We start from the raw sequence: 12,058 nt of genomic DNA on the forward strand, positions 1-12,058 counted from the left end.
AATACGATCTCACAGGTCAGTGTGTTTTGCAGATCCGGCAGATAAAACACGCGCAGCGGTGAGGTGGTTGTCACAGGGAAATGACATTCCGGAATCAGCCTGTCAGCTTTGCGATCAGGCATTCAGAGCATCAATTTTCAAATGACGTTAGCAGAGAAAGTCTGTTTTCGTGTCCATTGATCACTTCGGTGATCCACCTATGTCGTATGAGCTTCTGGCTTCGCCAGAGTCTCGTGCGTCCCTCACGGCAACTACTCCTGCGTTGCCCTGGCTCCGGCATCCGTGCCGTCGTGCATGGCGGAATTTCTCTGTCATGCGGGGAAGTTCTGTCTTGCATCTTGTTTTCAGGAAAGTGAGAGAGAGCTTCTTATGAATCATTCTTGTGTCGTTAATGATAGTGGCAGTGCCAACGATCTGGTGGCTCGTTTTGCGGAACGCTATGGCTTCCGTGAAGATGAGTTGCTGAATACCTTGGCGCAAACTGCGTTTCGGCAGCAGAACGGCAGCGTTCCCACTCGGGAGCAAATGTTGTCTTTGCTGGCAGTGGCAGACAGCTATGGCTTGAACCCATTTATACGGCAGGTGTGGGCTTTATCCGACAGAAAAGGCGGAGTATTGCCTGTGATATCCGTCGATGGTTGGGTTTGCATCATGAACTCGTATCCAGAAAGTGATGGGATTGAATTCGGTTATCCCGATGAGCTTATCCAGTTCGATGAGGATATGAAACCCTGTCATCCCTGGATTGAGTGCACGGTTCACCGTAAAGATCGGGAACATGCGATTCGGGTACGTGAGTATCTTGATGAGCTGTACCGGCCTGCGGTGATAAAGAATGGCAAGAAATTTCCCAGCCCCTGGCAGACTTGTCCTAAGCGTATGCTTCGCCATAAGTCTCAGATTCAGGCCATTCGGATTTCCTATGGTCTCAGCGGATTATTTGAACCGGATGAAGCAGAACGGTTGCTTGAAAACCAGATGGGTGAAGCAGTGCCTGATCTGCGAGAGCCTGAGTCAAAGCTGGAACAAACAGCGGGCAAGAAAGTGAAGGAAAAAACTGGGCTTGTGTCGTCAGAACCTGATGTTCTGGATGATACGCTGGCTGAGATAGCAGGGGAATTATTACCGGCGAAAGCTATTACTGGTGATGAAGTGCCTGAGCCCAATGGTCTTGAACCACAGGTTGTGTCGTTTATTGAGCAGATTGTGGAACGAGCCAGGGGAACAGGAGCCTTTACCGCTGCCCAGGGGTTTGCCCAGGAGCGGTTTAAGAAAGATGGTAATGCTCTGAATTACTGCCTTTTCCGGCTGGATGTGGTGCAGGCAGAATCAGCAAAACAGTCTGTTTAAGGTGATTTGTGATGAAGCAGGTCAATCTTGAGCAACGATCAAGGGAATGGTTCGACTGGAGAAGCTGCGGTATCACAGCCAGTGATGCTGCTGTGATTCTCGGGCAATCGCCTTATAAATCTCGTTGGCAGCTTTGGTGTGAAAAGAAAGGGGCAGAGAAATCGGGAGTCATGAAGGAACCGGATTTATCTTCAAACCCTCATGTTCAACGTGGGATTGAGGATGAAGACGACGCAAGGATTCGGATGGAAGAAGCGTTGGGCGATGCGCCTCTCTTGCCCGTTTGTGGGGAGTGGGAACAGAACCCAAGGCTGCGTGCCAGTTTTGACGGTATGACCAGGGACGGTATTCCGGTAGAACTGAAAGCGCCAAGTGAAAAAGTCTATCAGGATGTGAAGACTTTGAAGGGGCAGTCGGAAGGCTATCGACGTGCATTTGCACAAGTGCAGTTTCAGATGTTGGTTGCAGACTCTAATCGCGCCTGGCTCTGTTTTTATCGAAAAGGTAGGCCGATTCTTCCAGCCTGTATCAGCAGGGACGATCACCTGATTCAGCAATTGCGGACGGAAGCAGAAGTTTTCTGGCAACTTGTGGAAGATGGTGATGAGCCAGAGAAAGATCCGAATCTGGATGTTTATGTGCCAGAAGGTCCGACGGAGCATGCGCATTGGCTCAAGCTGGCAATGGTCTATCGCCGTCGTCAGTATCGTCTCGATGAGTTGAAAGGGATGCTGGAAACCGGGAAGTCTCAACAGAAGCGGCTGCAACAGGAGTTGCAAAAGTTGATGGGAGCATTCCGGGTAGCTGAGTCTGATGGTTTACGTATCTGCTGCACTGAATGCAGTGGTTCCATAGATTATCAGAAAGCGCTGGAAGCATTGTGCAAACAACACCAGCTGGCGTTGCCGGATCTTGATGCTTTCCGCCGCAAGGCGAGAGAACAGGTAAGGGTAACCTTGTTGGCAAAGAGTGTGGACGACAGAGAGTCAGAACTTGAAGTGTCTGGGAATGATCGGTTGATCTTAAACCCGACCGTCAGTCAACAGAACTTCTATTTCTGAATCCAATTTTCATTAACCCGGGTGGGGCAGTTGTTCTCCCCATCCGGGGGAGATATCTGCCCTTTTTTTGTTTTATGAGAGTGCAGGATATTAACAATGGAAAATGATACTCAGTCTGAGTCAGCTGGTTTGCAACCGGCATTTTATGAGCTGAATGAAACCTTCGATCTGGATTCCAATCAACTGATCCTGCTTGAAGGTTACAAGGAATGTGGGCATCCGGCAGTACCGGCCGTTCAGCCTTATGTATTTGACAGAGACCGGCTGCGGAAGCTGCTGGCGTTTCTGGATAATCCGGAGGGTGATGGCTTGTATTTGTGCGGTCCGACAGGGTGTGGGAAAACCAGTCTGGTTTCCCAGGCTGCTGCAAGGTTGCACTGGCCAGTGCAGATGGTGCCTGTTCATGGAAGGTTAGAGCTGGATGATTTGCTGGGGCAGAAAGTGTTGGATAAGGGATCAACTCCCTTCCAATATGGAGCTCTCAGCATTGCGGTAAAAGACGGTCATATTCTGATCCTGGATGAGATGGATGTTGCCGACCCGGCAGAACTCGCTGGATTGTATGATCTGCTTGATGGTGCGCCTCTGGTATTGGCGCAAAACGGCGGAGAAATTATTCCGGTGCATCCACGATTCCGGTTTGTTGCCACCGGTAACAGTGCTGGAGCAGGGGATGGCAGTGGTTTGTATCAGGGAGTATTACGACAGTCATTAGCCTGGTTGGATCGGTTTCGTGTGATTTCGGTGGATTATCCTGACGAATTCACAGAGCTGATGATTCTCAACCAGGTGGTGCCCGGTCTGCCCGTTGTCGTCAGAGAAAAGATGGTGAAACTCGCTAACGAGGTGCGTCGTCTGTTCACGGGTGACTCTGATGGAAGAGCCGGAGAAGGCGAATCACAGCTCAGTGTCACTTTGTCCACTCGTGGACTGGTGCGCTGGGCAAGGTTATCACTCCGGTTTCAGGGGGCACCCAGAGTATTTGAGTATGCGCTGGAACAAGCCCTGACTGCCAGAGTGGAACCTGCGGAGCGACAGGCGATTCATCGGATTGGGCATGATGTATTCGGAGACTTATGGTCTTCAGGAGTGGACTCATGACAGATCACGCTGTTGTCGATAAAGTTCTGGATCAAATGTCTGTGATTGCCCTGGACTGCTCCATCTGGTCAGGCGCCCGTCGTCTGAAACCAGAGGATTTGGTGCTGGGAAAAGGTGGTCAGTTGCCGTCTGATGAAGTGGTATCGCTGGGAAGCAAAAAACTGTGTAAACGGGAAGTGCTCAAGCCATTTCATCGTCTGAGAGATCAGGCCTGTCGGCTCTGTGGCAGAGAAGGAGTAAGGTTTCTGGGTGGTTATGCTGTGCCCGATCATTATGTTTCAGGTTTAAGCCTGAAACTGGATCAGGTTCAGCAGGACTTTAACCAGGAAAAGCAGGTGTTTCTGACGGGCTATGACCAGCATATTCAGGAATGGGTGAGTGCCCATCCTGATTTTGCCGAAGCCATAAGAAGTGCCGTGCCAGATGCTCAGCATGTAGGTCAACGTTTTCATTTTGGTTACACGACTTACAAAGTAGTGGCATCGCCCCAGCCGGAGAAACTGAATCAACAGGTAAACCAGTTGGGTGGCACACTGCGAGAAGAAATCAGTCGGGATGCTCAGGCTCTGTTTGAGCAAACCTTTAAAGGGAAAAACAAAGTCACCCCTAAAGCTCTGAATCCGATTCTTCGGCTCAGAGATAAACTGCACGGTCTGTCGTTTGTTGATCCCGGAATTTCGCCCATAGTGCAACGGCTGGATGCCGGGTTATCGCAATTGCCTAACAACGGAGCATTGGAGGGTGAGGTGCTGACTCAGCTGATGGAGCGGGTTTTACTGCTGTGTTCTGTGGAGCAAATGGAGCGCTGTGCGGAAGGGTTGACGGCTCTTGAACCTGTGAAGGTGCAGGAACAGGAAATGCCTCAAGCCCAGTCGCCGACATTAAATGAGATAGAGATTCAGGAAGAACCTCTCAAAGAGCAACGGGTTGTGATACCGGAGGAAACGGTGTCTACAGCCACTTTCTACTTCTGAACAGGTTGGTGTAAGCCAGCCATCCCAAGCGGGACATAGTGCCCGCCTGGGCAGGAGCTATGTCCCTTTTTTTATGTATACGAGGTATTTGGATATGGCTCCTGTTTTACACAAAGCACTCCCAATTGTTGGCAGTGCATTGGGCAGAAAAATGGGTGTTCGGGTTGAAGTCTCTGGTCGTAAAGCGTGCACCGATGGTGAGTGCATCTGGATTCCAGCCTTTGACCTGCAGCAACGTGAACAAGAAACCCTTTGTTGGGGATTCTTGAGTCATGAGGCTGCTCATGTGCGTTACACGGATTTTGATCTGGACTATGAAGGCTCTGCTCTTCGGCACAGGCTGACTAACCTGCTTGAGGACATTCGGATCGAAAAAGCAATCAGTCAGGAATACCCCGGCGCTGGCTTTTCGCTCGCAGAAGTCATCCGGCAGTTAGTGGCTGAAGGTCGTGTAGGTGCACCAAAAAAGAGTGATCCAGCTGTGAAGGTGTTAAACGACTCTTTATTGTCGATTCTGCGCTACGAAGTGCTGGGACAGATCGCTTTGGAGCAGGAAGCAGCGAAAGCCCGTGAAGTGATGAAAGACTGTTTTTCCAGACAGCTACTGGATTCGCTTGATGAACATTTGGTCAAGGTGCCTGACTTGAAGAGCACGAGGGAAGCTTTGAGTCTGGCTGACCAGATCATCGCGTTGTTTCAGAATCTCAGCCATGAAAATTCTGAAAGCGAAGATTCAGGTGAGGCAAGTGCGGAAAAAACAGAAAATTCGTCAGTAGATCAGGAAACCTATTCTCAGCCTTCTGATACACAGGATCAGGAGGATAAATCAGATTCTGTGTCAGGTGATGATCTGGAATCCGATTCGGCGGAAGGAAAAGACAAAAAAACTGAGAATTTGTCAGGAAATGATGATCAATCTGTTTCAGCAAACGTAGAAGCTTCAGACAAGGCTGAAGACCTGTTTCTGAAAAAAATCCTGGAGTCGTCTGATGTTGACTGGCCTGAAGACCTCTACGAATCCGTGGCAGGACAGCTTGAATGCTGGAGTTATAAGCAATCACCCAGATTGTCAGCAATAACTACGACACCTGGAATCGATGAAGTGTTCCTAAATGATCAAAACAGAGAGGCCGCAAAGGATTTACTCTGGAAGGTAAAGTCAGAATCCGCTCGTTTAGCTGCACAGCTAGCCGGACTGGTTCAGGCGAAAACCTTAACCAGAGATCGCATTGGCAAGCGAGGTATGAGAGTCAATGGTAAACGGCTGCACAGGATAGCTCTGGACGATGGTCGTCTTTTTAAACGACGTTCAGAATCCATAGAAACCAATGCGACTGTTCATATTTCTCTCGATATCTCAGCGTCCATGGGCCCACGGATGGAGCTGGCAAGGGAAGCGGTTCTGGCTCTGATAATGGCATTGAAGCCAATTAAAGTGGTTGCTGTGACTGCTTCTGCCTATCCGGGCACTCTGTCTGACCGGGTATACCCAATAGTTTCAGGCAAGGAGTCCGATCTCCGAATAGCAGGAACACTCTCTGCTCTGGACAGCCATGACTCAACTCCCATGGCCACAGGGTTGTGGTATGCAGTGCATCAGATTTGCCAGTCAAATGCCGAAAGGCGCTTGATTCTGATGATGACCGATGGCGCACCGGATATTGATCACTATGATGCGGTGGTTGATCTCGTGAAACGTTGTGGGTATTCAGGGATAGATGTTGTGGGGCTGGGGATCTGTATTCAGTTACCAGAGGAGTTGTTTCCGAGAAATCTGATGATTGAACAGTTGGGGCAGCTAAAGTCCTCTCTCTTCACTTTGACCAGGGACTGGTTGGTTCGATAGGTTGTGGATCGGACTGATGGAGATTGATAAAACCGGGCAGGGAGTGCCCTTTAAAAATGTTTTCCTGCTTGCCAGTAAGGTTAAAGCTAGTGAAGTCGATTGGCTGAGTTTTGCTTTCATAGGAAAAAGAATCCGCCATTCACAGAAGAGCTGACATTGCTTTTAGGCAGAAAATCCTTAAGCTCACTGACCGCAGCTGGGGAGTCTCAATGGCCTACCGCCTGCGAAGAAGCTTGCTGAATATACTCAGGGCTGCATAGGTTATTTCAGAATAAACGAATACTATCGCCTTTTACCGCAACTGGATCAATGGATACGTCGGAGCATCCGTTGCTGTTCTATCGAGCAGTGGTCTAAACCGAAAACCCGTTATAGAAATCTGATCAAGCTAGGCTTTGTTTATATCAAAGTTGCTTTGATCAAAGCCACTCGCAAAGGGTATTACCGGTTGAGCAAAACTTTTGCGGTGCAACAGGCATTGAATGACACTTTTCTCGCAAACCTTGGGCTTGTTTCTCTGAAAGACTTATGGATCAGGTTTCAAGAACCTCGGTGACTCGCATAGTGCGAACCCCAACGCTACAAGGGCTTGTGACCTACTGATAACGGATTTAGGCGGCTTTTAGATAAATGAGAACTTTTCAGAATGAACTTTTTAATTTAATGGTTGTCATAGATTCATTAACCAAAAAACATTAAGGGAGTTTTGGGAATGCTCAGAACTTCAGAGTGACTTTTACTGTATTCGATTACTTAAATTTCCTATGGGAAAGGAACTCTTGTGGTGATGTTTTCTGAGAATGATGTTGCTTTTCAAACTAGTATTTTAATTTTTAATAATCGGAACGAAAAATGTCTATTTATCAATGGATTAAAGGGCTTGGTCATGTGAAGGGGAAGGTTAGATCAATTGGTATAGATCTTGGGACTACGAATAGTTGTATTGCTACTGCTGAATATTCCTCTGAAAATGAAAATATTAAAGTCACACAGGCGGATATAGCACAGGAAACAGAACAAGGCATACATACATCAACTTTGGTGCCATCAGCTGTTGCAGTGACTGATAATGGTCAAATAATGATTGGTGAAGGTGCTAAGCGCTATGCAGCCTTTGGCCCTGGAAAAGGGAAACTCAAAAACAGAGATTTTTTCCTAGAAACAAAACGAAATTGGCACCAGCCAATTGTACCCATCCGCCAAAGAAGGATTCCAATCTCCGACGGATATTGCCAGTCATATTCTACAGTACCTTATCTCCAAAACATCAATTAATGGGCATACGGTAATTACCGTGCCGGCATCTTTTGGAGAGTCTCAGCGTCGAGCAACCAAGGCAGCTGCACAAATAGCAGGCATCGAAGTAAGTGATGAACAGCTATTGGACGAACCAATAGCTGCATTTATTGACTATCTTCATTCTCATCAAATAAAACTGATAAACGATACTCCACAAAATTTAATGGTGATAGATTTTGGAGGAGGCACATGTGATGTTGCTTTATTCAGAGTGCTTTTAAAATCTGTCTCAAAACTAGAAGTTGCTCCATTATCTGTTAGCCGTTATCACAGATTAGGTGGTGGGGATATAGATAGAGCAATTGTGTATAAAATTCTCATTCCTCAATTACTTAAGCAAAATAACATGTCAGAGCAGAGTATTGGTTATTTAGATAAAAAGAAGATGCTAGAGCCAGTATTGATTAGTATTGCAGAGAAATTAAAGAAGGGAGTAGTTAGAGAAGTTGAACGGTTAGAGATATTTGATAAGCTAAATGACGCCTCGGATAATGATATTTTTAAGTCAGAACCAGGAACTATTAAGCTACGGCTTGGCCCTTTAAATAATTTAAAGACAAAAGAATTGTCTTTCTTTAAACCAACGCTAAGCTATGGAGACCTGAAAAAAGTGCTTTTTGACTTTTTAGATACAAGCGCCTTGATAACAACAAATAATGAGTATTATCATACTCAATCGATTTTCTCTCCTATTCGAAGTGCTCTTGAACAAGCTTATCTCAATCAAGAGGAAATTGATTTTGTTTTGAGTGTTGGTGGCTCATCAGTTTTGCCTGGGTTAAATGATAAATATAAATCATTCTTTAGGAATGCAGATTTAATTTGTTATCAAAATGCAGATGAAAGTAAGCTCGCTATTTCTCGTGGCGCTGCCTTGCAATCTTTATCTCAGAATGTGAATGGTTGTGGTCTAGTTACAAATGCTTGCTATAGAAATATTTATCTTGCAACAACTACGGAGCCTCTTCAACTAATTCAAACAGGGGCTAATCTTCCAACGAAACAATGGAGTAGTGTTAACATATCTGCACCAAAGACAGAAAAAGTTGAAAAAGCTCGAGTAAGTGTGGAACTACTTGATGAATTCTCGGAAGTATTATGTCGGCAAGTTGGTGAAATTCCACCACCAGTCATGAAAGGTGAATATTTGAAACTAGAGTATTATATGGACTCCAATCATTTGCTGCACATGCAGATTGTAAGGGAAGAAAGTGGTGGTGTTATAGAACTAATTCCTGAGAGTCCATGGTCTCATGTAGAGAATCCTAATGTCGATTTGGAACAGGCTGAACAACTCGAGCAGAAAATATCATCTAAGCAGTTTTCTGGGATACATGAACAAGAAGCTCGTGAAAATCTTGCTAAAAAATTGATTAAAATTGGACAAATAGAAAAAGCTATAGATCAATATTCCATTCTAATTAGGAAAGTGGATAGTTACAAAACAGGTAAATGGTATAATGCATTGGCCAGTCTTTATGATGAAGTTCATGCTTTTCAAAAAGCAGAACAGCACTACATTGCAGCTATAAATAGTCCTGATTTTGAAGATGCAGGAAAATTTAATATGGCTTTATTTTATCGGCGTCATAAACGATATAAAGAAGCAATATCTATATTGAATGAAGCAACAGAGTATGACCCAGAGCCACCTTTTATGGTGCTCAAGGGCATGATATTCAGAGGGTTAGGAGAAAAAGCTAAAGCGCAATCTTGCCTAAGTGAAGCCAAAGAGTCTTGGTTAATGGAATTGGTTGATGATAAGTGGACACTTTATTGGATGAAGTTGGCCGCTAAAGAACTCAACGATGAGACTTTGCACAAAGAACTGAAAAAAATACAGCCTAATCTGAAAAAAGATAATAATGAGCACGCGAGTGATGACGCTCAGCGTCCTATCGCCAGGAAATAAGGAGAACTACATATGGATTGGCTAGTACCTCGCCAAGAACTAACTGAGAATCAAATGAATGCGGTTGATGCAAGTTGCGATTGTCATTTGCTTTTTATTGGTCCACCGGGTTCAGGTAAAACCCAAATACTTTTGCACAGAGCAAACGATCTTGCTCATATAAACAATGTTTCAAAAGAAAAGTTTTGTATTTTTATATTCACAAAGGTATTGTCAAAATATATAAGATCGGCCGCTTCGATCCTAGGTATACCGTTAGATTCCATTACAACTTTTGATAGTTGGGTATATCATTTTTATAAGAAAAGTGTTAGTTCAACGGTTCCAAGAAAAAATAAAAAAACAGATTATGACGGGATTCGGAAAGGAGTACTAGATTATCTAAATCAGAATAAGGATGCGCCGGTTTTTGATTTTGTCATGGTTGATGAAGGGCAGGACTTGGACGAGACTGCATATAAAATACTTCTATTAATTAGCGAACATATTACTGTATGTGCAGATTATCGTCAGCAGATATATCCATATGGAGCTGTTGAAGGGGAGATAGCATGTTACCTCGGCCTTGATACAGCAAAAATTAATTTGCTAGATGCATTGCGCTGCTCACCTTATTTAGTACCTCTTGCTAGCTCTTTTATAATTGATGAAAAAGAAAGAAGTTTGTTTTATGAACAAACTAGAGCCAAATCTCAAACTAGAGAGACGCCTGTTCTTCGCATTCATGATAATGTTGATAATGAGAAAAAAGATGTTGCAGACGTTGTAAGAACACGTTTGAGGAAAAATGAAAGTGTTGCAATTCTTTTGCCAAAACGAGCGCAGATTAGCTCGATGTATAATTCTTTGACTGCGGCAGGAATCGAAGCAGAAACTCAAACGAAACTGGGGCCAGATTTAGACTTTACCACTGATAATCCTAAACTACTTACATACCATAGCGCTAAAGGTCTTACTTTTGATTGCGTCATTCTTCCTAGGTTGGTGAATTCTGTTTTTAAACATGAGTCTGAAGAGGAGAGAAAGCGATTGATCTTCGTAGGTATTACGAGAGCAACTCAGTGGGTTTTTATGAGCACAGTAGATGGGCAAATACTTACAGAGATTGAACCATTAATGTTTATGCCTGAGAATGGTTTAACTGTTCAAATTGGCGCTCCTGATGAAACAGAGAATAGTGGGCATGTTGGTCTTGATGATCTAATTTAATTATTTATTGATTTGAAGCCCCCTGTGTCTTTCAGGGCTGGGGGAGTAAAGGGTTTTGTCGGTTGATTCATGCTTCTTATCTCCTGTGTTGTTTGCAGGAGAATGACTGGCAGTCAGGTTGTGATTTATGAAGATGTTCTCAAATGAGCGGTTACCCGGCAGTTTACTTCAACTGAAGTTGAAAATAATGATATCGCCCGACTCCGACAGGTGCAAGGGCGTATTGTTGGTGTGCTGGTCAGTGAGATGGCTGCGGAAGTAGATGGCAGTGTGACTGAAATCCTGGGCCGTTTTTCTGCCGAGAAAGATCAATTTATTCCGGAATTAACCCAGAATCTGAACGCTCAGGTCGAGCAGCTGAGTCAGGATCTTCAGGACAGCGAGCAGAAAATGGGCGAGTATAACCAAGTTCTGGAGTTGGTTTCTGAGGATCTTGAAAAGCTGGCAGTATGAAGAGCGTTTTTTTCCATTTGCTTTTTGTCCCGTAGCTATATTGTTGAACAAGCAGACTCAAGGTAGGAGAATATGAGCACTTAGCGTGGAGAAGCGTACCGGTTTGGCTCCGAACAAAAGAACTATAAATGTGGGTATTCAATTTCAGTAGTCAAACCCGTAGAAGTTTTCGATATATGGCACAGTGATTGGCATTAATCGAACCCAAGCCCAGAACAAAAGCCATCCCAACTCCGGCTCCGGGCACCAATCATAAAGGTCATTGTTATTCAATGGCCTTTTTTTGTACCTGTTTTAAAGCGTTAGCCCTTGCGAATCCTGCCTGCCGAGCAAAAATTATCACTTTTTCATCACTCTATCTCCGGGCAGCCAGTCGCTATCTGTGACCTGATCGTAAGTCCATGGACACTCGTCCGGAAAGCTTTTCTTGTTCAGCCGTTTGCTTTCTATTTTTATGTAACGGTTTAATTCTTTAATGGCTTCTTTTTTAGCCTTTGGGTAAACCTCGGCCAATACTTCTTCTGTTCTTGGGATCAGGCTCGGGTTTTTATCTATATGGTGTTCAATTTCTACTCTGTTAATGCTGGACAGCCATATATGAAGGACTTTGTCTTCCACCCATGGATCTTTTAAAATCCGTTTCTGGTAATCGTAATTGAGTAGATGTATGAGCAATATTTTCAAATGAGAGCCTAATTCATTAGCCATATCGCCCATGCGTAGCCCCATCGCCTCCAACAAATTTTCGATGTCGAGTTTGTGAAATTGTCGCTGGGTCAGCAGTTCACGCTGTTGGCTCAGCCATTGGGTGTAATCGGTTTTGTATAGGTTTTCCATAAAATACCTCCATTGC

At 44.9% G+C, this 12,058-nt stretch carries 12 protein-coding genes; 11 read left to right on the forward strand and 1 reads right to left on the reverse strand.

What is annotated here, in order from left to right; translation table 11 throughout:
* Positions 1-369 precede the first annotated feature (369 nt).
* The 11 genes from KDK19_RS18455 to KDK19_RS18500 all read left to right on the forward strand — a co-directional run bounded on the left by KDK19_RS18455 (position 370) and on the right by KDK19_RS18500 (position 11,205).
* On the forward strand, positions 370-1,350 hold the full coding sequence (locus tag KDK19_RS18455; RefSeq protein ID WP_257292546.1) for a recombinase RecT: 981 nt from the start codon (positions 370-372) through the stop codon (positions 1,348-1,350).
* Between the two features lie 11 nt (positions 1,351-1,361).
* A complete protein-coding gene (locus KDK19_RS18460) occupies positions 1,362-2,411 on the forward strand; it encodes a lambda-exonuclease family protein (protein WP_257292547.1) in 1,050 nt (349 codons plus the stop codon).
* Positions 2,412-2,507: 96 nt separating this feature from the next.
* Complete coding sequence (locus KDK19_RS18465) at positions 2,508-3,512, forward strand: CbbQ/NirQ/NorQ/GpvN family protein (RefSeq protein WP_257292548.1); 1,005 nt, start codon at positions 2,508-2,510, stop codon at positions 3,510-3,512.
* The gene (locus tag KDK19_RS18470) at positions 3,509-4,486 is read left to right on the forward strand and encodes a DUF3150 domain-containing protein (RefSeq protein ID WP_257292549.1); all 978 of its coding nucleotides are present in this window, start codon (positions 3,509-3,511) and stop codon (positions 4,484-4,486) included. Before KDK19_RS18465 ends, KDK19_RS18470 begins: the two co-directional genes overlap by 4 nt.
* A gap of 94 nt (positions 4,487-4,580) precedes the next feature.
* Entirely contained in the window at positions 4,581-6,332 is a 1,752-nt protein-coding gene (locus KDK19_RS18475; RefSeq protein WP_257292550.1) for a hypothetical protein, read from the forward strand.
* A 16-nt stretch (positions 6,333-6,348) separates the two neighbouring features.
* Positions 6,349-6,486, forward strand: coding sequence for a hypothetical protein (locus tag KDK19_RS18480; RefSeq protein WP_257292551.1), 138 nt, complete (start codon positions 6,349-6,351; stop codon positions 6,484-6,486).
* Positions 6,487-6,528: 42 nt separating this feature from the next.
* Positions 6,529-6,888, forward strand: coding sequence for a group II intron maturase-specific domain-containing protein (locus KDK19_RS24470; protein ID WP_368736473.1), 360 nt, complete (start codon positions 6,529-6,531; stop codon positions 6,886-6,888).
* Between the two features lie 296 nt (positions 6,889-7,184).
* Entirely contained in the window at positions 7,185-7,607 is a 423-nt protein-coding gene (locus KDK19_RS18485) for an Hsp70 family protein (protein WP_257292552.1), read from the forward strand.
* Entirely contained in the window at positions 7,519-9,543 is a 2,025-nt protein-coding gene (locus tag KDK19_RS18490; RefSeq protein WP_257292553.1) for an Hsp70 family protein, read from the forward strand. Before KDK19_RS18485 ends, KDK19_RS18490 begins: the two co-directional genes overlap by 89 nt.
* 12 nt (positions 9,544-9,555) lie before the next feature.
* The gene (locus tag KDK19_RS18495; protein WP_257279589.1) at positions 9,556-10,752 is read left to right on the forward strand and encodes a 3'-5' exonuclease; all 1,197 of its coding nucleotides are present in this window, start codon (positions 9,556-9,558) and stop codon (positions 10,750-10,752) included.
* Positions 10,753-10,983: 231 nt separating this feature from the next.
* Positions 10,984-11,205: a hypothetical protein gene (locus KDK19_RS18500; RefSeq protein WP_257292554.1), complete on the forward strand. Its 222-nt coding sequence runs from the start codon at positions 10,984-10,986 to the stop codon at positions 11,203-11,205.
* A gap of 339 nt (positions 11,206-11,544) precedes the next feature.
* On the opposite strand, the gene KDK19_RS18505 is transcribed toward KDK19_RS18500, so the two are convergent.
* A partial coding sequence (locus KDK19_RS18505) for a DUF29 domain-containing protein (protein WP_257292555.1) occupies positions 11,545-12,058 on the reverse strand: 514 nt, incomplete at its 5' end.

The organism is Endozoicomonas sp. ONNA1 (assembly GCF_024606325.1).
In the GTDB taxonomy this organism is placed as follows: domain Bacteria; phylum Pseudomonadota; class Gammaproteobacteria; order Pseudomonadales; family Endozoicomonadaceae; genus Endozoicomonas_A.

Coding starts and splice junctions, on each gene's coding strand:
- KDK19_RS18455 (WP_257292546.1), top strand. CDS start 370: ATGAATCATTCTTGTGTCGTTAATGATAGTGGCAGTGCCAACGATCTG.
- KDK19_RS18470 (WP_257292549.1), top strand. CDS start 3,509: ATGACAGATCACGCTGTTGTCGATAAAGTTCTGGATCAAATGTCTGTG.
- KDK19_RS18480 (WP_257292551.1), top strand. CDS start 6,349: ATGGAGATTGATAAAACCGGGCAGGGAGTGCCCTTTAAAAATGTTTTC.
- KDK19_RS18465 (WP_257292548.1), top strand. CDS start 2,508: ATGGAAAATGATACTCAGTCTGAGTCAGCTGGTTTGCAACCGGCATTT.
- KDK19_RS18460 (WP_257292547.1), top strand. CDS start 1,362: ATGAAGCAGGTCAATCTTGAGCAACGATCAAGGGAATGGTTCGACTGG.
- KDK19_RS18475 (WP_257292550.1), top strand. CDS start 4,581: ATGGCTCCTGTTTTACACAAAGCACTCCCAATTGTTGGCAGTGCATTG.
- KDK19_RS18495 (WP_257279589.1), top strand. CDS start 9,556: ATGGATTGGCTAGTACCTCGCCAAGAACTAACTGAGAATCAAATGAAT.
- KDK19_RS18485 (WP_257292552.1), top strand. CDS start 7,185: ATGTCTATTTATCAATGGATTAAAGGGCTTGGTCATGTGAAGGGGAAG.